At 51.9% G+C, this 18892-nt stretch carries 17 protein-coding genes; 8 read left to right on the plus strand and 9 right to left on the minus strand.

The window, feature by feature from the left end; translation table 11 throughout:
- Positions 1-22 precede the first annotated feature (22 nt).
- Positions 23-796, plus strand: a complete 774-nt coding sequence (locus tag ACO064_RS15810; RefSeq protein WP_150877893.1) for a tetratricopeptide repeat protein — start codon at positions 23-25, stop codon at positions 794-796.
- A gap of 416 nt (positions 797-1212) precedes the next feature.
- On the opposite strand, the gene ACO064_RS15815 is transcribed toward ACO064_RS15810, so the two are convergent.
- The 6 genes from ACO064_RS15815 to ACO064_RS15840 all read right to left on the minus strand — a co-directional run bounded on the left by ACO064_RS15815 (position 1213) and on the right by ACO064_RS15840 (position 6663).
- Positions 1213-1926 carry a DUF2306 domain-containing protein gene (locus ACO064_RS15815; RefSeq protein WP_421828231.1) on the minus strand — a complete coding sequence of 238 codons (714 nt, stop codon included), beginning with the start codon at positions 1924-1926 and terminating at the stop codon, positions 1213-1215.
- A gap of 153 nt (positions 1927-2079) precedes the next feature.
- Positions 2080-2955: a LytR/AlgR family response regulator transcription factor gene (locus ACO064_RS15820; protein ID WP_421828232.1), complete on the minus strand. Its 876-nt coding sequence runs from the start codon at positions 2953-2955 to the stop codon at positions 2080-2082.
- A 51-nt stretch (positions 2956-3006) separates the two neighbouring features.
- Positions 3007-3627 (minus strand): rhomboid family intramembrane serine protease, encoded by a 621-nt coding sequence (locus tag ACO064_RS15825; protein ID WP_421828233.1) that lies wholly within the window; start codon positions 3625-3627, stop codon positions 3007-3009.
- A gap of 48 nt (positions 3628-3675) precedes the next feature.
- A complete protein-coding gene (locus ACO064_RS15830; RefSeq protein ID WP_421828234.1) occupies positions 3676-4659 on the minus strand; it encodes a polyprenyl synthetase family protein in 984 nt (327 codons plus the stop codon).
- A 70-nt stretch (positions 4660-4729) separates the two neighbouring features.
- Positions 4730-5656 (minus strand): tRNA (adenosine(37)-N6)-dimethylallyltransferase MiaA, encoded by a 927-nt coding sequence (gene miaA / locus ACO064_RS15835; RefSeq protein ID WP_421828235.1) that lies wholly within the window; start codon positions 5654-5656, stop codon positions 4730-4732.
- A 107-nt stretch (positions 5657-5763) separates the two neighbouring features.
- Positions 5764-6663: a hypothetical protein gene (locus ACO064_RS15840; RefSeq protein WP_421828236.1), complete on the minus strand. Its 900-nt coding sequence runs from the start codon at positions 6661-6663 to the stop codon at positions 5764-5766.
- A 135-nt stretch (positions 6664-6798) separates the two neighbouring features.
- Here ACO064_RS15840 and ACO064_RS15845 point away from each other — a divergent pair, with 135 nt between their 5' ends.
- Genes ACO064_RS15845 through ACO064_RS15865 form a run of 5 tightly spaced genes read left to right on the plus strand, consistent with a single transcriptional unit; the run spans position 6799 to position 15060 of the window.
- Positions 6799-7536, plus strand: a complete 738-nt coding sequence (locus tag ACO064_RS15845; RefSeq protein ID WP_421828237.1) for a hypothetical protein — start codon at positions 6799-6801, stop codon at positions 7534-7536.
- Entirely contained in the window at positions 7533-10304 is a 2772-nt protein-coding gene (locus ACO064_RS15850) for a TonB-dependent receptor (RefSeq protein ID WP_421828238.1), read from the plus strand. Before ACO064_RS15845 ends, ACO064_RS15850 begins: the two co-directional genes overlap by 4 nt.
- A gap of 2 nt (positions 10305-10306) precedes the next feature.
- Complete coding sequence (locus ACO064_RS15855) at positions 10307-11446, plus strand: DUF4249 domain-containing protein (RefSeq protein ID WP_421828239.1); 1140 nt, start codon at positions 10307-10309, stop codon at positions 11444-11446.
- 48 nt (positions 11447-11494) lie between these two features.
- The gene (locus ACO064_RS15860; RefSeq protein WP_421828240.1) at positions 11495-12649 is read left to right on the plus strand and encodes a DUF4249 domain-containing protein; all 1155 of its coding nucleotides are present in this window, start codon (positions 11495-11497) and stop codon (positions 12647-12649) included.
- A gap of 14 nt (positions 12650-12663) precedes the next feature.
- On the plus strand, positions 12664-15060 hold the full coding sequence (locus tag ACO064_RS15865) for a hypothetical protein (RefSeq protein WP_421828241.1): 2397 nt from the start codon (positions 12664-12666) through the stop codon (positions 15058-15060).
- On the opposite strand, the gene ACO064_RS15870 is transcribed toward ACO064_RS15865, so the two are convergent.
- Together ACO064_RS15870 and ACO064_RS15875 are read right to left on the minus strand one after the other, a co-directional pair.
- Positions 15061-15876, minus strand: coding sequence for a hypothetical protein (locus tag ACO064_RS15870; RefSeq protein ID WP_421828242.1), 816 nt, complete (start codon positions 15874-15876; stop codon positions 15061-15063).
- Positions 15876-16424 carry a hypothetical protein gene (locus ACO064_RS15875; RefSeq protein ID WP_421828243.1) on the minus strand — a complete coding sequence of 183 codons (549 nt, stop codon included), beginning with the start codon at positions 16422-16424 and terminating at the stop codon, positions 15876-15878. The genes ACO064_RS15870 and ACO064_RS15875 overlap by 1 nt, the downstream gene beginning before the upstream one ends.
- A gap of 481 nt (positions 16425-16905) precedes the next feature.
- Between ACO064_RS15875 and ACO064_RS15880 the strand changes: the two genes are divergently transcribed.
- Positions 16906-17373: a type I restriction endonuclease gene (locus tag ACO064_RS15880; RefSeq protein ID WP_421828244.1), complete on the plus strand. Its 468-nt coding sequence runs from the start codon at positions 16906-16908 to the stop codon at positions 17371-17373.
- Positions 17374-17489: 116 nt separating this feature from the next.
- Complete coding sequence (locus tag ACO064_RS15885; RefSeq protein WP_421828245.1) at positions 17490-17828, plus strand: hypothetical protein; 339 nt, start codon at positions 17490-17492, stop codon at positions 17826-17828.
- A 174-nt stretch (positions 17829-18002) separates the two neighbouring features.
- Here ACO064_RS15885 and ACO064_RS15890 read toward each other — a convergent pair whose 3' ends face one another.
- Positions 18003-18638, minus strand: a complete 636-nt coding sequence (locus ACO064_RS15890; protein WP_421828246.1) for a gluconate 2-dehydrogenase subunit 3 family protein — start codon at positions 18636-18638, stop codon at positions 18003-18005.
- Positions 18639-18892 lie beyond the last annotated feature (254 nt).

An 18892-nucleotide genomic window follows, 5' to 3' on the forward strand; every position in this document is an offset into this window, starting at 1 on the left:
GGGTTAGTACGTTGAACGTCACATGAATAATCGGACAAAAGGAATACGGTTTTTCGGTCTTTTGCTTTGCCTGCCCCTGGGCGTTTTTGCACAGACCGGATCACTGGTAAGTTCTGCCCGGAAGGTCGAAGCCGGTAAGAGTGATACGGTTGTTGAGGTTTCCAAAGAGCCCAGCCGCACAGTAGCTAACCCCATGGTGACGCCTTTGTTTGGAGAACAGGCAAAATCGGCCAAGCATATCGACTGGGAAGTGCGGTTTTTGAACGAATGCGACCAGAGTTTTGCCAACCGGAAGGAAGCGAGCCAGTTTTTCTCGACCCGTGCCTGGGAATACCTGACGGAAGGGCAACTGGATACGGCTACCTACCGCTTTAATCTCGCCTGGCTGCTGGACGACAAAAATTCCGATACGTATTGGGGGCTGGGCGTCATCAGCTACCAGCAAAACAAAATGCCCGAGTCGATTCGGCTCCTGAAAAAAGGGCTGGCCGTCGCCGACAGCAATGCCGTTCTGATGACCGACCTCGCCACAGTGGAACTCAAGCAGTACAAGGAAAATAAAGATGCCGAACTGCTCGAAGATGCCATTTCTGTACTTAACAAAGCACTTCAATACGACGTAACGAACGCCAATACGTTCATGCGGTTGTCGTGGGCTAATTTTTCCAAGGGCGATTATTCCGCAGCCTGGGAGAATCTGCACAAAGGCCGCGCGCTGGATCTCGGTGCCGTTGACTTCGTGTATCTCCAGGAACTCCGTGAGAAAATGCCCGACCCCAAAGGCTTTTTTAAATAAATATCCACAGATTTTAGGGTCTTTCGGGTTTCAAAAATTAACGATTTTTGAGGGCTACAAGATGCTTCATCCCTACGGGATTCATTTCTCTATAATGCGGACGTGGTTTCTACAAAATGGACCATCCCTACAGGATTTGTCGGATTTGATTTCCCCCTTTTTCGCCGGGTTAAAACCCATTGCTACAAGATGAATCATCCCTATGGGATTTGCCGGATTTGATTTTCCCTTTTTCGCCGGGTTAAAACCATTGCTACAAGATGAATCATCCCTACGGGATTTGTCGAATCCGATAAATCCCGTAGGGATGATTCATCTTGTAGCCCCCGGTAAAACCGGGGGGAGAGGAACCAAGTGGGTCTAAAATCCCGTAGGGATGACCGATAGAAGGTCAAATAACGCTTCGTTATTGAAAATCAATTAGCCCCAGCGGGGGTAAGTACATTGAATTTCTGAATGTAATACCGGATCGTCCGACCAATCAGAATCCCCCCAATAACCCCCGGCAATACCCAGGCTGCAATGTCGATCATGAAATGATGGTCGGGCAAATACCGGGTATTGACCACCGCAAAAGCCGTCAGCGTGGCAATGTACGAACCGCACATGCGGCTGATATGCCCAAAAAACCACTCCATTTTGCCGTATCGGGCTTTTTCCGGATTGTGGAATAACCTGACATCGTAGAAGGCATTGGAAAATAAAAGACCGGCAAAGAAGAAATACAGGATGCCGAACGTGGAAATACTGCCCGTTGAAAACCAGCCCACAACCGCCTGTACACCCAGTCCGAACATCACCAGCGAGGCACCCAAAGCCCCATACGCGGCAAGCTGATCCGTTCGGGTCAACCGGTTTTGCGAATTTTTAAGCCGGAGAATGCGCCGACCGGAAAAACAGAAGTAGAAACTCAGGATCGCAATAAACAGCAGAAACAGGGTGCTGGGTTTGAAGAAAACCAGGTATACAGCCGTCAGACAAACCGCAGCCATGCACCCGTAAAACACCCGCCCGGTGAGTTTGTGCAGGCGACCGCCTTTTTTCGATACCATAGGAACAAGGCCTACCAGCAAGGCCAGAAAACCCGAAGCGATGTGGACAATCAACATGAGTTTTAATACGAGATTCATGACTCCGAAAGCGTTTAGTTGTGTTCAATTCGTTGAAACAAACCTACGCGGAGCCGTCAAACGGGGCAAATCAGCGGGGTGTATAGCGGTTTTTTGGGGCGTTTGGCAAGCTTCGGGGTCTTTGGTAAAGCCGCTGGGACGTTTGGCAAAGGCTCAGGCCATCGATTTGAGTTGGGCCACCAGCGTATCATTGTATTTCCGGGCCACCGGTATTTGGAAATCGCCGTCGTGCAGATGGAGCTTGTAGCCTTGCGCGTTGCCCGTCACCTTTTCCACGTTCTCCAGATTGACGATGAACGACCGGTGGCACCGCACCAGGACGGCGTTGCCGGTAAGCTGCGTTTCCAGTCGGCTGAGGCTGCTGCGAAGCAAGGTTTTGACGGGCTGGTTGCTTTTCAAATACACCACCGTCGAGTAATTGTCACTGGATTCGATGTAGAGCAGGTCGGAAGGCGGGAAGCTGAGGATATCCTTTTCGTTTTCGGCCGTGAGCGTGACCAAAACCGGCTGGGTCGGCTCCGCGCTAAGACTTTCTGCGTGGTGTTCACGAACCGGTATTTCCCGGGCGGCCTGCTGGTATTTTTTGAGTTTGAGGATGTAATTGACCAGAACGGACCCCGCCGAAGGAAAGATGCCAATCAGAAACGTGACGACGATCATACCGAACAGCTCAATGGCGTGAATGGGATTGGCGATCAGGGCATTGATGTAAAAATAGTTGACCAGCCCGATCAGCGTGATGTGGGCCGTGATCCAGAGAATTTCGCGCCCCACCGTCCAGCGTTCGTTGGTGAAATGCTTCGGGAGAAAAACCGGCAGAAGCAGGCTAAGACCGGCCGTCACCAGAAACGAAATCAGGCCAAACCCCAGGATTTTGAGGGTTTTGTAAGGCGTTACCCAGCTATTCAGCCCGAAGGGTTGGAAAATCAGCAGAAACAATCCCACAAAAACCCCAATCCAGAACGCCTTGGCCCACCGCCGGCGAACCGGGTCTTCACACGGATACGGTTGATTCAGTAGCTGCCACATGGTTTAAGGACGATGGACGATTGACCATCGTCAACGGTCTATCGTCAATTTTCAAAACACCTTCCAGTTCGAAATCTGCTGCATAAAATAGGGAACAACGGGTGGATAGAGCAGGATAACGACGAATATACCGAAAATAGCACCGTATAAGTGGGCATCGTGGTTGATGGTGCCGCGTCCGCGCCGGGATTCGTAGAAGGAATAACCCATGTAGAGGGCGCCGAAAATAAAACCGGGAATGCCGATGATGCCCATGAGGTAAATCTTTTCGGTGGGCTGGAACATAATTGCGCCAAACAGCAGTGCCGAGACGCCCCCCGACGCCCCCAGTGAATTGTAATTGGATTTATTGCGCTGCCGAATCAGCGTAGGAATATCGGACACCACAATCGCAACGAGATAGAAAATCAGGAGATAAAGCGGGCCGGAAGGGCCAAATAGGGAACCGAAAACTTGTTCGATCAGCGTTCCGAAAAAAAACAGCGTGAACATGTTGAACAGCAAGTGGCTGAGGTCGGCATGAATGAATCCCGAAGTCAAAAGCCGGTACCATTGGCCCCGTTTGAGCACTTTTTGCGGGTTCAGAATCATACTGTCCAGAAAAGACTCGTTTCGCCAGGCGTAAAAGCTAACGAGTCCGGTAATGACGATAATGGCAAGCGTAACGGTCATAACGTGTTGTGGTGTGAGACGTGAGTTGGTACGGGCGGTTTTGTCAGCCTAGCTTTCCCGTTCGATAAGCTGTTTGGTAAAATCCAGCAACAGGGCCTTCCGGGCCGGATCGACCGAAAGTTGTTCGAAATTAGCAAAGCCCCGCGTAAAAAAGTCATTGATTCGGGCTTCCGTCAGTTGCCGAATGCCAAGCTGGTCGTAGATGGCGGTGACGGCCTGAACCTTTTCCTGCTTGTCAAACTCGGTCGCACTGAGCCAGCCGATGAGTTCATTTTTCAACGCGCCACTCGACTGTTGCAGGGCTTCGATGAGTAAAAACGTTTTTTTGTTGGCAATAATATCACCTCCAACCTGTTTCCCGAATTTCGCCGGATCTCCGTAGACATCCAGCAAATCGTCTTTCAACTGGAAACCCAGGCCGATGTTAATACCACCTTCGCGCAGCCGCTGGCTCTCCACATCGTGGGCCCCGGCAATGATGCTGCCCAGTTCGAGCGCAAAACCGAGCAAAACCGACGTTTTGAGCTTGATCATCTCGATGTACTCGTCTTCCGAAACATCCCAGCGGGTTTCAAAATTCATGTCGAGTTGTTGTCCTTCGCAAACTTCGGCGGCTGTGCGGTTGAAGCGGGCCAGCACCTTTTTCAGATACGGGGTTTCAACATCCAGCAGCAATTCGTAGGCATTGACCAGCATGACGTCGCCCGACAAAATGGCGATGTTGTGATTCCACTTTTCATGCACCGTTGGCTGACCCCGGCGCAGGGGAGCCTGGTCCATGATGTCGTCGTGCATGAGCGTGAAATTGTGGAAAACTTCAACGGCCACGGCGGGTTTGAGGGCTTTTTGCCAGTCGTCACCAAAGAGGTAAGCGGCCATGAGCGTCAGCAGCGGCCGCATCCGCTTGCCGCCCAGGTTCATAATGTAACCAATCGGGTCGTATAATTCTGCGGGTTGCTGGCCGTATTTCGTTTGTTGAATCTCCTGATGTAACGCTTCTAGGAATACAAGCGGGTTGGTGGTTTGGGTCATGGCTCAAAAATACGGAAAACTGCCGGAATAGGAGTTGAGAGTTAGGAGTTATGAATTAAGAGTTGAATTTTCAAAAAGTAAATGATTGAAAATCAGTCACTATTATATCAACTAAGTGAGCGGTTGGTAGTTGGCCATCGAGCCAGTGAATGCGCAAACCGTCGCGTTCCATTTTGCGGAAAAACGTCATCTGGCGCTTGGCAAACTGGTGAATGGCGGTTTCCAGCCGGGCGGTCATGGTCGCATACTCCAGTTCGCCGTGTAGATACTGCGTGATGAATTTATACTCCAGTCCGTAAAAAATCAGTTTTTCGGCCGGAATCCCATTTTCCAGCAACCGCTGAACTTCGTCGATCAAGCCGTTTTGCAGCCGTTGGTGCAACCGCTCCGTGATTCGCTGCCGCCGAACTTCAACGGGTAAATCGATTCCGAAAACCACCGCATCGGGTTGAGAAACCGGGCCGGAGAAATCGGTTGCCGGATTTTCGGTTAAATAGGTGGCAATTTCAATCGCCCGAATCAACCGTTTGCGGGTGGACGTATCGGCCAGATGGGTATACTCGGAAGGAACGTGCCGAAACCGTTCGAGCAACTCATCGTCGCTTTTCATTTCCAGCTCCGTGCGCAAAGTCTGATTAACGGGAATGGCCGTATACCGGTGCCCTTTCAAAACCGCTTCGAGGTATAAACCGGTTCCGCCACAAAGGATCGGAACGTGACCACGCGCCAGGATTTCAGGCAGTACGCGGCTGAAATCCTGCTGATACTGAAACAGATTGTAATCACTACCCGCGTCGACGATGTTGATGAGGTGATACGGAATCGATTGATTATCAATTTGGTATTCGTCCAGATCCTTGCCGGTTCCGATGTCCATGTCCCGGTAAACCTGCCGGGAATCCACGCTGATGATTTCACCCTTCACCCGCCGGGCAACGTGTACCGCCAGCCGGGTTTTTCCACTTGCGGTCGGACCGAGGATGACGGTGGTTTTCAAGTAGCGGATTAGTTTACGGTTTTGGGTTTACGGTATTCGGTGGACTGACGCATCCATAGCCGCTTGCGTCAGCCCACCGAATACCGTAAACCCAAAACCGTAAACCGTTAAAGAATTTTCACAAACTTAATACTCCCCGCATTATAAACCGGAATATACCCGCTATCAGCCATCTCGTTTTCCGTTAAACCGCCGGGCAACTGACTGGGATAATGCCGGATACACTCACCCGGACTAACCCAGAAGTGGTTGGGTTCCGTTAACTCCAATCGGCTGAAACCCAGCTTTTCGTAACTCCGGCCATTCGACCAGTCGCGGTCGGCGTAGGTCATGATGTCGTCGGGCCGAACGTCGGTTACGAAGGCTTTCAGGAGTTTGTCCAGCCCGCCGACGACCGTGCAGTTCAGGTGATTGGCAAACCGCACGAGTTCGACCGACCGATGTGCGATCCCGTTGCGGGTGATCGAACGCGGATGACTAAAAGTCGCAACGGCCACCAGCAGTTCCGTCGCGTTGGCGGGTTGTAGGGGGAAATCCGCCGACAGAACCCGATAATACCGCGCGGGCAGAAACAAACCATACTTGTATTTGGCGTTCGTTACGACCTGCAAATGGTTTTCCTGCAAAAACCGCCCGGCCGTGGGTTTGTCAATGCGCCGAACCTGCGTGAGCCGGGCCGGAATCCGCTCGGAAAGGCCCACCAGTGCCCGAAGTCGTGAAAGGACGATGGTCGGACGCTGCCGCCAGACATCTTCCCAAAGATGAATCAAGCGCCAGTTTTCGGACGAAAACCGGTTGGAAAGCTGCTGGAAAAAATACCGTACATCCGTTTGCTGCCTGAGTTGGGCATAGGTCACTAAGTCGATGCAATGCAGAACCAGCGAAGTGTCTGCAACGCGGAACAGGGAAAACGGCGTATAGGCGGTTGTTTCGAACGGCGTTAGCGTCAGTTGGGCCGAAAGAAGCTCCTGAAAAGCAGGAGGAAATTTAATTGAATTGTTTTCCAACGGATTGACGCAAAAAGTTGTCTATACGGCTACTATAACGCAGGAAGTAACCGAAAAAACCGGAAATTACAGTATAATTGCTAAGTTAATCTAGTTTAATTACAACCTAAGTTCCCTGACCGACTCCCCTTACCAATGAATCATCGTGTTATCTGGGTTATTTTAATTGCCCTCCTTCTGCCCTGCACGGTTTTCGGACAGCGTGCTTCGGTAGACAGTTCATTCCGGGAACAGGCCATTCGGTATGCCCACGCCCGCTACGTTCGTTCCACCGCCGATCAGGCGCGGTTATACAACGGCGCCGAATACGTCGGTCACCTTCCAACCATCAAAGGCTATCCGTACCTCGACTCGCTCTGGCGCACCGGCTCCGTCACCTACGATGGCATCACCTACCAGAATATTCGCCTGCTCTACGATCTGGTGGATGACGTCGTGGTGGTGCCTCACATCGACAGCGTATACCGGATGCAGTTACAAAACATCAAAGTAAGCCGGTTTTCGATTGCCGACCACCACTTCATTCGGATCGTGCGGGATACGGCCCACAACATTGGCCTGCGAACGGGCTTTTACGACCAATTGTACGATGGGCGGTCGAAAGTGCTGGCAAGACGGGTCAAAACCATCCGAACCGAACTGGTGCAGAACGCCGTCAAGGAGGAGTTCCTATCGGAAAATAGTTTTTACATCGGCAAAAACGGCCTCTTTTACCCCGTTAAAACCAAACGATCGGTCCTGAATCTGTTTGCCGATCAAAAGAAAACCCTCCGCAAATACCTCCGCGAAAACCGCATCAAATTTGCGAAGAACCGCGAAGCCGCCATTGTAAAACTCACCCAGCAATACGACGCAGCAACCCGATCGTTATGACGAAATTCTACCGCACCTTATTCCTGTTGTGCTGTTTTGCGGGCTCGCTCACCGCCGGTTTCGGGCAGCAGGCGGCTGAGAAAACCATCCGCGGGCCATTCACCAACCTATCCTTCGAGCAGTTTGTCCGGGAGGTGGAAACCCAGACCGATTACCGGTTTTTCTACAACCTCCGCGATGTCGACAGCATCCGGGTCAACTACGAAAAAAGCGGCCAGAGATTACCGGCGGTTTTGCAGGAGGTGCTGCAAGGCACGAGCCTGTATTACGCCATCGACGCCAAAAAACAGGTTTTCATCACGCCGGAACGCGCCATTCGGACGGAGTTACCCATTGGCTTTTTTGACCGGGGCAATAGCACGGGCGAGGGCGATACGAATGTGGTCGATTACCTGGCGGAAAAAGAAAAACGCCGGATCACGCTCGAAACCCGCTTGTTCAACATTGGCCGGGCCACCAATCCCGTTCGGCCCGGCAACGCCAACCTCGCGGGTCACATCCGGAATGCTGCTTCGGGCGAACCGGTGATTGGCGTGGCTGTTTACATCGAAAAACCGCGCATCGGCGTCGTCACCGATCAGTTTGGTTATTACTCCATTACGCTCCCGCGCGGTCGGCACGAACTCCGGGTGCGCAGCATCGGCATGAAGGATACGAAGCGGCAAATTATGCTCTATTCGGACGGGAAGCTGGAAATTGAGATGGAGGACGACGTGATTGCCCTGAAAGAAGTGGTGATCGAAGCCGAGAAGGACGTGAACGTGTCGGGGCTGCAAATGGGCCTCGAACGGCTGGACATCCGCACGCTCCGGCAGGTGCCGACGGCTTTTGGCGAAGCCGATCTGCTGAAAGTGGTGCTGACCTTGCCGGGCGTCAAGTCGGTGGGGGAGAGCAGCGTGGGGCTGAACGTGCGGGGCGGCTCGACCGACCAGAACCTGATTTTGTACAACGACGCCACGATTTACAATCCGTCGCACCTGTTCGGTTTTTTCTCGGCCTTCAATCCGGACATGATCAAAAGCGTTGAACTCTACAAAAGCGGTATTCCGTCGCGGTATGGCGGGCGGCTGTCGTCGGTGCTGGAAGTGACCACGCGTGACGGAAACAAGAAAAAACTGTCGGGTTCCGGTGGAATTGGCGTTCTGACGGGGCGGCTGACGCTGGAAGGACCGATTGTCAAAGAAAAATCCTCGTTTCTGATCGGCGCTCGATCGACCTATTCCGACTGGTTGCTCAGCAGCCTGAAAAATCCGGCATTCAAAAACAGCCGGGCGAATTTCTACGATCTGAACGCCCACATTACCCACGAATTCAACGAGAAAAATACGATTTACCTCACCGGCTATTACAGCCAGGATGAGTTTCGGCTCAACAGCGATACGGTTTACAACTACAACAACATGAACGCGACGCTGAAGTGGAAACACATCTTCAACACCAAACTCTACAGCGTTTTTACGGGAACCACCAGCCAGTACAAGTATTCCGTTTCCAGCGACCAGAATCCGGTCAATGCCTACAAGCTTACGTTTCAGATCGATCAGACAACGTTCAAGACCGATTTTAACTATTACCCGACGGCCAAACACACCATCGATTTTGGCGTCAGTTCGAATTTATACAAACTGCGTCCGGGTCAATTCCAGCCGCTGGGGGGCGAATCGCTGGTTCGGCCGGATGTGGTGCCGACGGAGCAGGCGCTGGAAAGTGCGCTGTATGTGGGCGACCGGTTTGACATTTCGCCCCGGTTTTCGATCAACTTTGGGTTGCGGTATTCGCTGTTCAATTACCTCGGTCCGAAAGACATCAATGTGTATCCGAATGGGTCGCCCAAAACGGAAGCCAATATCCTGGACACACTTTCGTACGGAGCCGGAAAAAATATCAAAACGTATCACGGCCCCGAATACCGGATTTCGGCGCGGTATGCGTTCACGCCCGACGCATCGATCAAGGTCAGTTTCAACCGGATGCGGCAATACCTGCACATGCTGTCGAACACCACGGCAATGGCTCCCACCGACATCTGGAAGCTGAGCGATCCGAATATCCTGCCGCAGGTGGGCGACCAGTTTTCGGTCGGTCTCTACAAAAACTTCAAAAACAACACCATCGAAACCTCGGTCGAGGGCTATTACAAAACGATGGACAACGTGCTGGATTTCCGCAGTGGCGCCACGCTCATCATGAATCATCACCCCGAAACGGAGGTGGTTCGGGCGGAAGGAATGGCGTATGGCGTTGAATTTTTGGTCAAAAAGATCACCGGTCGTTTCAACGGCTGGCTGAGTTACACGTATTCCCGCACATTTTTGCGCGTGGATCAGAGCGTGCCGCAGGAAAACATCAACCAGGGCGAGTATTACCCCAGCAATTTCGATAAACCGCACGACGTGACCTGGGTGGGGAATTACCGCATCAACCGCCGGTTTAGCGTTTCGCTCAATTTTACATACAGCACGGGTCGGCCCATTACGCTGCCGCTGGCAAAGTACGAGCTGGCGGGTTCGCCCCGGGTCTATTATTCGGAGCGGAACCAGTACCGGATTCCGGACTATTACCGCGCCGACTTATCGCTCAACATCGAGGGCAACCACAAGGTTAAAAAGCTGGCCCACAGCTCCTGGACGGTGGCCGTTTACAACCTGACAGGCCGACGGAATGCCTATTCAGTGTATTTCACCTCCCTGGGAGGAGTGGTACGAGGCTACAAACTTTCCATTTTTGGGCAGGCGATTCCGACGCTCACGTACAATTTCAAATTCTGAGCATGAGAAAATACGTGACGATAGGGATTGCACTACTGATCGGGAGTTGCGTCGATCCGTACCGGCCGCCGGAAGTTTCGGCTCCCAACACCTATCTCGTGGTCGACGGTTTTCTGAATGCTGCGGGAGTGAGCACCATCCGCCTGTCGCGGACGCAGAACCTGTCGGAGAGCAAAAAACCGGCCATCGAGACCAAAGCGACAGTGAAGGTGGAAGGCGAAAAAGGTGGCAGCCAGACCTTTGTCGACAAAGGCGATGGGACGTATACGCTGGCCGCTGGCGGGTTGCAGTTTAATCAGAAATACCGCCTGAGCATCAAAACAGCCGCCGGGCGCAGCTATGCGTCAGACTACGTAACCGTGAAGCAGACGCCCAAAATTGACAACGTGAGCTGGAAGGCGCAGGATCAGGGCGTGCAATTTCAGGTAACCACGCATGACCCAGCCAACAACACAAAATATTACCGCTGGGAATACGAAGAAACCTGGGAGTTTTACTCGGCCTATTATTCGAGCGTCGACTTTCTGAACAAGCAGTTTGTAAGTCGGGCCGAAAATATCAACCATTGCTGGCGGACCGAAAAATCGACCGGCATTTTTGTGGCTTCGTCGGTAAAACTAACGGAGGATGTGATCAATCAATTTCCACTGGTCTTTGTCTCCAATTCGTCGTCCAATCGCCTGAAGACCCGCTACAGTCTGCTGGTCAGGCAGTCGGCTTTGACGGCGGAAGCGTTTGAATACTGGCAGAATCTGCGGAAAAATACCGAGAGCCTGGGGTCGATTTTCGATCCGCAACCGTTTCAGGTCGTCGGTAATCTCTACGGCGTGACCGACCCGAACGAACCCGTAGTGGGGTATCTGAGCGGTTATTCGGTGGAGGAGCAACGCATTTTTGTTAGCCCGACGCAACTGCCGCCCACCTGGCGAATTCCGAGTGGCTACGAATCCTGTGTGCCGGATACGGTTTTGCTTGCGCCCCCTCCGCCCGACTTATCGGCCGCAGAGATGGCGGGAGCGGGCTGGGTTCCGATCGAGGGCTACCTCTCCCCGCAGGGCATTTTAATTGCGTACCTGATGGGGTCGCCCACCTGCATCGATTGCCGAACCGCGGGCGTGAACGTTAAACCCGGTTTCTGGTGAAAAGCATTGATTGATGTATAGTGTTATCGATTGATTTTCAATTAGCTCATGAATCGGATCAACTTTAGTTGGCTTAGTCTTCTCCTGATCGCAACCATCCTCATCGATAGTTGCGTCGATCCGTACCGCCCACCGGCGGTTTCGGCCCCCAATACCTATCTGGTGGTCGACGGTTTTCTGAACGGATCGGGTGTCAGCAGCATCCGGCTGACGCGCACGCAGAACCTGACGGACGGCAGCAAACCCACGGTGGAAACCAAAGCGACGGTGACGGTGGAGGGCGAAAAAGGTGGCAGCCAGACCTTTGTCGGCAAAGGCGATGGGACGTATACGCTGGCCGCTGGCTGGTTACAGTTTAATCAGAAATACCGCCTGAACATCAAAACAGCCGCCGGGCGCAGCTATCAGTCCGACTACGTAACCATTAAACAGACACCCAAAATTGAGAACGTAAGCTGGAAGGCGCAGGATCAGGGCGTGCAGTTTTATGTAACGACCCGCGATCCAACGAACAACACAAAATATTACCGCTGGGAGTACGAAGAAACTTGGGAGTTTTATTCCGCATTTTACTCCCGGGTCGAATACCTGAACAAAAAGTTCGTTTCCCGGATGGACGACGTCAATCACTGCTGGAGCAACGGAAAATCGACCGGTATTTTCGTCGGCTCGTCGGAGAAACTGACGCAGGACGTGATCGATCAATTTCCGCTGGTGTTCGTCTCCAATACCTCTTCCAATCGCCTGAAGATTCGGTACAGCCTGCTGGTCAAGCAGTATGCCCAAACCGCAGAATCGTTTGAATACTGGCAGAATCTGCGCAAAAACACCGAGAGCCTGGGGTCGATTTTCGATCCGCAGCCGTTTCAGGTCATCGGCAATATCCACGGCGTAACCGATCCGAACGAACCCGTAGTGGGCTATCTGAGCGGTTATTCGGTGGAAGAAAAGCGCATTTTTGTCAATGCCTCCGAACTGCCGCCCTGGCGGATTCCGAGTATGTATGAAGCCTGTCTGCCGGATACGGCTCCCCTCTTCAGAACGCCGGAAAAACCGTCGGCGGCCGATCAGGCGGAGTCGGGGGCCATTCCCATTGATGAAATTCTCTCCCCCCTGGGGCAAATAATCGCTTACCGGATGAGCTCGGCCTATTGCGTCGATTGCCGGACATCGGGTACCAACGTTAAACCGACTTTCTGGTGATGATCCCGCAACCCATGAACCCACTCAAAAAAACCGCTCAGGCCGCTTTTCTCCTTCTGACTCTCTTCGCCAAAGTACCGGTTTGGGGACAGACGGAAAATCTGATCCGGAAGCAGCTCGATACCTACCGAAACCAGTCGTTGCAGGAAAAACTGTTTGTTCATGTCGACCGCTCGTTTTATGTAGCCGGGGAGTTGATGTGGTTCAAGATCAATTACGTCGATGGAACATTTCACCAGCCCTTGTCGCTGAGTAAAGTGGCCTATCTGGAGGTGTTCGACAAAGAAAACCGCCCGGTTCTGCAAACGAAAGTCGCCCTCGCCGACGGTTCGGGCAACGGCTCCCTGTTTCTGCCCACCACGCTGGGTTCGGGGAATTACCTCGTTCGGGCGTATACCAACTGGATGAAAAATACCGACCCCGACTATTTCTTCGAAAAACCGGTCACGATTGTTAACACGTTTCGGAAACTGGAATTGCCGGTTTTGAAAGATTCGCTGGCGTATGATGTTCAGTTTTTCGCGGAAGGCGGTAATCTGGTTCGGAACCTGCCTGGTGTATTGGCCTTCAAAATGGTTGGGATAGCCGGAAAAGGGGTTGATTTACAAGGTGTTGTTCTGGATCAAAACAACGACACCGTCGTCCGGTTCAAACCACTGAAGTTCGGCATGGGGCGGTTTGCGTTGACCCCCGCCGAAGGAAAGCAATATCGGGCGGTGCTGACCGATGCCGTTGGGAAGACGTTCACGCGTCCGTTGCCCGCCGTTCAGGAGCAGGGCTACACGATGCAGGTAGAGGAGCAGGGGCAGGATCAGCTTCGGGTTACGGTGAAAACCACGGTGCCATCGGCCTCGCTGGTGTATTTGCTGATACACACGCGAATGGCCGCCATCCGCGCCGATGAGCAAGGCCTGCGTGACAATTCGGTATCGTTTCTGATCGATAAAAAAACGCTGGGCGAAGGCATTTCACACCTGACGGTTTTCGATGCCAGCCGAAAACCGGTGTGCGAACGGCTGTATTTCAAACGACCGGAACGGCGGCTAACGATCGACGCTAAACTGACGAGCGGAGCGTTATCGACCCGCGAGAAAGCGGTTTTTGATGTAACGACGCAGGATGAAACCGGGAAATCCGCGCTCACGGATCTGTCCGTAGCGGTCTACCGGCTCGATTCGCTCCAACCAGCGGAATCCGGGGACATTCTGAGTTATTTGCTTCTGACGTCCGATCTGCGGGGTGGGGTCGAATCGCCGGACTATTATTTCCGGCCCACGGGAGCCGAGGTGAACGAAGTGACGGACAACCTGATGCTGACGCAGGGCTGGCGCCGGTTTCGGTGGGAGACGGTTTTGCAAACCGACCGACTGGCCGAAGCGCATTTGCCGGAGGTAAACGGACATTTCATCCGTGGAAAAGTGATTCATCCGGGAACGGGCCAGCCGGGATACAACATCAGTTCGTACCTGTCGGTGCCGGGCAAACACATTCTGTTATACGGTTCCCGGTCGGACAAAGAGGGGCGGATTCACTTCGAAATGAAGGAGTTTTTTGGCCCCAAAGACCTCGTCGTGCAGCTCAATCCGAAAGACAGCCTGTTCCGAATCGAGTTGCAGAGCCCTTTCCACGACCGGTTTTCGGCATCCCGCCTACCGGTTTTCGATTTTCCGACGGCCTTGAAAGAGCCGCTGCTGGCCCGCAGCATTCCAATGCAGGTGCAGAATGCCTATTACCGCGAAAACCTGAGCCGCTACCGCTTGCCCCAGGTCGATAGCGTGGCGTTTTATGGCGTTCCGGACGAAAAATACCGGCTTGACGATTTCACCCGGTTTCCGGTGATGGAAGAAGTTTTTCGCGAATACGTACCGGGGGTGATGGCGCGAAAACGCCGGGACGGTTACGTAATCAGCCTGCTTGATACGCCCCACAAGCAGTTCTTTGAAGGAAGCCCGCTGGCGTTGCTGGACGGTGTTCCGATTTTCAACATGAACAAAGTGATGGAAATTGATCCCCGGAAAGTGCAGCGGCTGGACGTCATGACCCGGCGCTACATCGTTGGGCCGCTGGTTTTCGACGGCATCATCAGTTTTACGACCTACAAAGGTGATCTGGCAGGCTATCGGCCGGATGCCAAAGCTTTGCTGGCCGACTACGAAGGCTTGCAGATTCCGCGTGATTTCTACACGCCCCGCTACGATACGCCCCAGCGGTCGGGGAGCCGGATGCCGGATTTGCGCAACCTGCTGCACTGGGTTCCCACGCTGAAAACCGACGGACAGGGCAAAGGGCAACTGGAATTTTATACGTCGGACGAAGAAGGCACGTACCGGTTTATGATCAACGGCATAACGGCCGACGGCCGGGCGGGCAGTCGGCAGGGAACGTTTGAGGTCACGAAAATGATCAAGTAATCAGATCATGTTTTGGAGCTTTTCGCGCTCCGACCAGTCGATTTTTTCGGAGCCGGTATTTTCCAGCAGGTGGTTGATGAACGTTGCAATCCGGGTGGGCACATAACCGGCCGCCGTGGTATCGATCAGTGAAATCTTGCGCTTCACAAACCGGCCCACCGCGGATTTCTCCGCCAGTTCGAACAGGAAATTGGTTTTGGTGATGCTGTTGTTGAAAAAATACGGATTGCTGCCGGTGATGTAGTTGATCAAAACCAGCCGCGACGACGACTGTTTGACGACGGCGTGCAGCCGGATTTGCTTCTTGTCGTCCAGGTAAACGCCCAGATCGATTTTTTCTTTGGGAATGACGGTTTGCAGGTATTCGTTGGCCGACCGCCGGAATTGCTCCTTGGTTTCCCGCTCCTCGCGTTCTACAAATTCGATTTCGGATGTGCTGACCATGGCCGCAATGAAATTGGCCATATCGAAAACCAGCGACGGAACGGCAATGGGCGTGATGGTTTTTTTGTAAAAATAGGTCTTCTGGCTAGGGCCTTTGATTTCCTTGATGCCGAAGGCATTGAAGTAATGGTGCGCGATTTTTCGAAAGGTGTCGTCTTCCAGATTGAAGGAGTTTTCGTAGAACCCGTTGTCGAGCCAGCCCCCGTCGGAAACGATGTATTCCTCGTCTTTAAACGACAGGAAGACGGAGATGAATTTCTGCGTCGTCGTGGTATACGGCGTAATAATTTCCAGTGATTTTCCCCGCTCTTTGAACGTCCAGAGCTGGCCGAAGGCGGTTTTGATGTCGTTGTAAATCTCCTCGAATACCATTACAGAAATAAAACCGTTGAGTTGGGGTCTTTTTGGGTTACGTGCAGCGGCAGTGCGTTGGGCAACACCCGGATCAGGGGAAACTCGTCGTCGCGCAGATTCAGCTTCGCTTCCTGACAAAAATACGCCATCCGGCTGGTAATATCTGTATCCTCCATTGTTTCCGGCCCGGAATAGGTCACGTTGGCCCCCTGCTGGTTATACTGGCTGAAATGGGGCGTCGTGACGCGTTGCCGGGCAAGCGGAATCGACTCGTCAGCATTCCGGTGGGTGCAGCCGTCGCTGTGAAACTCAAAAAACGGTTCTTCGCTCAGTTCGAGGCACCGCAGCTCGAACCGGAAAAAGTCGTGATCGTTGCATTTGACGCGGACGGTCAGCGTGATTTCCGCGTCGAGATCACTGTGCGAAACGGCGGTTTTTCCTTCCAGAAAGGTTGAATTGCCGGGAATTTTGACGACATCGACCGTATCCCGCAGCACATATTTATGCTCCCGCAGCAATTTCCGATAGAGCCCGTATTTGCTTCGAATCGCCGGTACGATGGACATGCTGGGTAACGATTACGCCTGTAAATTGAAAAAAAAGGAGCAGTAAGTACGCAAAAGAAATTGAGAAAGAAGCGGGTTTGACGAAAATTAATGCGTTGCCGGGGTATAAACTGATCTTATTTTAACTCGAACTAGGATTAATGGCCGCGTAGCGGACTGATGTTTGTAGCAACAAAATAAATCACCCGATTTCTCCGCGTGCCTTTGGGTACGCAACAAGTTCAGCAGATTGCGTACTCAAAGGCACGCGGAGAAATCGGGTGATTTATTTTGCTATCGCACCGGCGACGCGGAAACATGTCGTACTTCTATCACTTAATTAGCTCATAATAAATCAATAAATCTCATAGTTCGTGTTTATTTTAAAATGAATTTTGGGTAGAAATAAAGTTTTTCTACTTATTTCGATAAGTACGTTTGGTACCTATTTACTTTCGTCTGACAACCACTTACGTTTGTATATTCTAAAACCTTTTACCTAATGGACTTTAAAGATCAAATTAAGCAATTGGGCGACCGCATCGTCCGATTGAAAGACTCTATTCAGACTGAAGAAGCGACTAAAACCGCACTTATTCTCCCGTTTCTCAACACATTGGGCTATGATGTGTTTGACCCACATGAAGTATCACCTGAATTTATCAGCGATATTGGTACTAAGAAGGGAGAGAAGGTTGACTACGCTATTTTGAAAAATGGCCAGCCTATTATTCTTATCGAATGCAAGCACCATAACCAAAGTCTGACCCTTCATGATAATCAATTACTTCGGTATTTTCATGTGACAAAAGCCCGGTTTGGCGTATTAACCAATGGTGTTAACTATCGGTTTTATACCGATTTAGTAGAGCCGAACAAAATGGATCAAAAGCCATTTTTGGAAATTAATTTAACGGATATGAAGGAAGTCCACTTTGAAGAGTTGAAAAAGTTCCACAAGTCCTATTAAGAAAGGGGTTTCAACAAATAGTTAGTGATCAAATTACCGACCGTTTAAAATCAGCTCTAACAAAAGAAGAGCAGCAGGAAATTCCTGGTTCGGTAGTTGCAGATCCAGCCGTCGAAGTGAAAAAGGATTCAGCTATTGTGACTACGGCTGAAGAGTTGGAAGCATTTTATATCGTACGCGCCATCCTCCGGTCAACTGTTAATGGCGAACGTATCTATCATCGGGATGCGCAAACGTACTTCGCAATTTTGCTGGATGATAACAATCGAAAACCGCTTTGCCGCTTGTATATGAATGGGCAGAAGAAGTACATTGCCTTTTTAGATGAAGCCCGGAAAGAAGTAAAACATGAGATTCAGTCCTTGAATGATATTTATAATTTCACTGAACACCTGCAGAAATCATTGGCGATGATGGACACAAAGTCAGAGAGCAGCAAGGCTGTAAATGGTTAAGGGGGTAGGTGAAAATTTTACCTTCAGCAGATGGCTCTATATTTTTGATAATAGGTTATGGTACTGCATTTACTTTATATCTTGGTAGAACTACAAGATATACCTCCTCCAGAGGCATACCTTCCGTAATGACAAACGACCGGAATCAATACTGACCCGGTCGTTTGTCGTAATTCATTTCTTCGCTTCGTCGTAGCTCAATCCGTACTGTTTCAGCACATCGTCCGGAACGCCGTCCCATTTGTTGGGCGTATTACCGACGTAGCCCAGGTCTTCGATCCCCATTTTGCTGGTGTAAAAACCGCCCATGACAAAGTTGCGCATCATCGTAAAAAACGCGACACCCTGCGTCAGGTCAGCCGGTACTTTTTTGGCCGGATATGCAATCTGCTCGACCATATCGATTTGCTGTTCTTTGGTGCATTTCGCAAACGGATTGCCGTAGCGGCTGACGCACTTGGCATCCAGCCAGCGCAGCCCTCCGCGCATCGGCGTCTGATTGCGGGGTTGGTCGCGCATCATGAACTCGATGAAAGCCGGTACGCCGGCCTGCGACGCGCTGCCCGATTTGGCATCGGCGGGAATGATGATGTCGCTCAGGATCGTGACGGTTTGCAACTCCGCCGGGGTAAAGAATTTCTCAGCCGCGAGGAGTTTCAGATCGCGTTCAGCCTCGAATTTCTGCCGCCCCGGCAGCAGCTTGACGGCGGGTTTGGGTTCGGGTGGTTCCGGCACGGCGCCCTCCACTGGCCCAACCGCCATACCGAGAGACGCGACCGATATTGCTTTAAGGGTATCTCTGCGTTTCATGTTTTTAAGGATTAAAAAATAGCTGAATTAGATCGAATGTCGCACAACACCTTATGTTTTTTAGTTCTACGGTGCTTACCATCTGTGAGCTGGTTATAGGGTTACCCATCCCGGAGGGATCTAACAGCGCAGCGTCGGTAGCTAAAAGAAGACGGCCTTTCCCGCGTGCCTTTAGGTACGCTGTACCACAGGGAGGTCGCGTACCTAAAGGCACGCGGGAGCCTGGGAAATGGACATTGCTTGCTACCGACGCT

Origin of the sequence: Larkinella sp. (genome assembly GCF_965227735.1) — a bacterium.
Lineage (GTDB): Bacteria > Bacteroidota > Bacteroidia > Cytophagales > Spirosomataceae > Larkinella.

Excerpts from the sequence above, each read along its gene's own strand:
- ACO064_RS15810 (WP_150877893.1), top strand. The coding sequence starts at position 23 with ATGAATAATCGGACAAAAGGAATACGGTTTTTCGGTCTTTTGCTTTGC.
- ACO064_RS15815 (WP_421828231.1), bottom strand. The coding sequence starts at position 1,926 with ATGAATCTCGTATTAAAACTCATGTTGATTGTCCACATCGCTTCGGGT.
- ACO064_RS15820 (WP_421828232.1), bottom strand. The coding sequence starts at position 2,955 with ATGTGGCAGCTACTGAATCAACCGTATCCGTGTGAAGACCCGGTTCGC.
- ACO064_RS15825 (WP_421828233.1), bottom strand. The coding sequence starts at position 3,627 with ATGACCGTTACGCTTGCCATTATCGTCATTACCGGACTCGTTAGCTTT.
- ACO064_RS15830 (WP_421828234.1), bottom strand. The coding sequence starts at position 4,659 with ATGACCCAAACCACCAACCCGCTTGTATTCCTAGAAGCGTTACATCAG.
- ACO064_RS15845 (WP_421828237.1), top strand. The coding sequence starts at position 6,799 with ATGAATCATCGTGTTATCTGGGTTATTTTAATTGCCCTCCTTCTGCCC.
- ACO064_RS15850 (WP_421828238.1), top strand. The coding sequence starts at position 7,533 with ATGACGAAATTCTACCGCACCTTATTCCTGTTGTGCTGTTTTGCGGGC.
- ACO064_RS15855 (WP_421828239.1), top strand. The coding sequence starts at position 10,307 with ATGAGAAAATACGTGACGATAGGGATTGCACTACTGATCGGGAGTTGC.
- ACO064_RS15860 (WP_421828240.1), top strand. The coding sequence starts at position 11,495 with ATGAATCGGATCAACTTTAGTTGGCTTAGTCTTCTCCTGATCGCAACC.
- ACO064_RS15865 (WP_421828241.1), top strand. The coding sequence starts at position 12,664 with ATGAACCCACTCAAAAAAACCGCTCAGGCCGCTTTTCTCCTTCTGACT.
- ACO064_RS15870 (WP_421828242.1), bottom strand. The coding sequence starts at position 15,876 with ATGGTATTCGAGGAGATTTACAACGACATCAAAACCGCCTTCGGCCAG.
- ACO064_RS15875 (WP_421828243.1), bottom strand. The coding sequence starts at position 16,424 with ATGTCCATCGTACCGGCGATTCGAAGCAAATACGGGCTCTATCGGAAA.
- ACO064_RS15880 (WP_421828244.1), top strand. The coding sequence starts at position 16,906 with ATGGACTTTAAAGATCAAATTAAGCAATTGGGCGACCGCATCGTCCGA.
- ACO064_RS15890 (WP_421828246.1), bottom strand. The coding sequence starts at position 18,638 with ATGAAACGCAGAGATACCCTTAAAGCAATATCGGTCGCGTCTCTCGGT.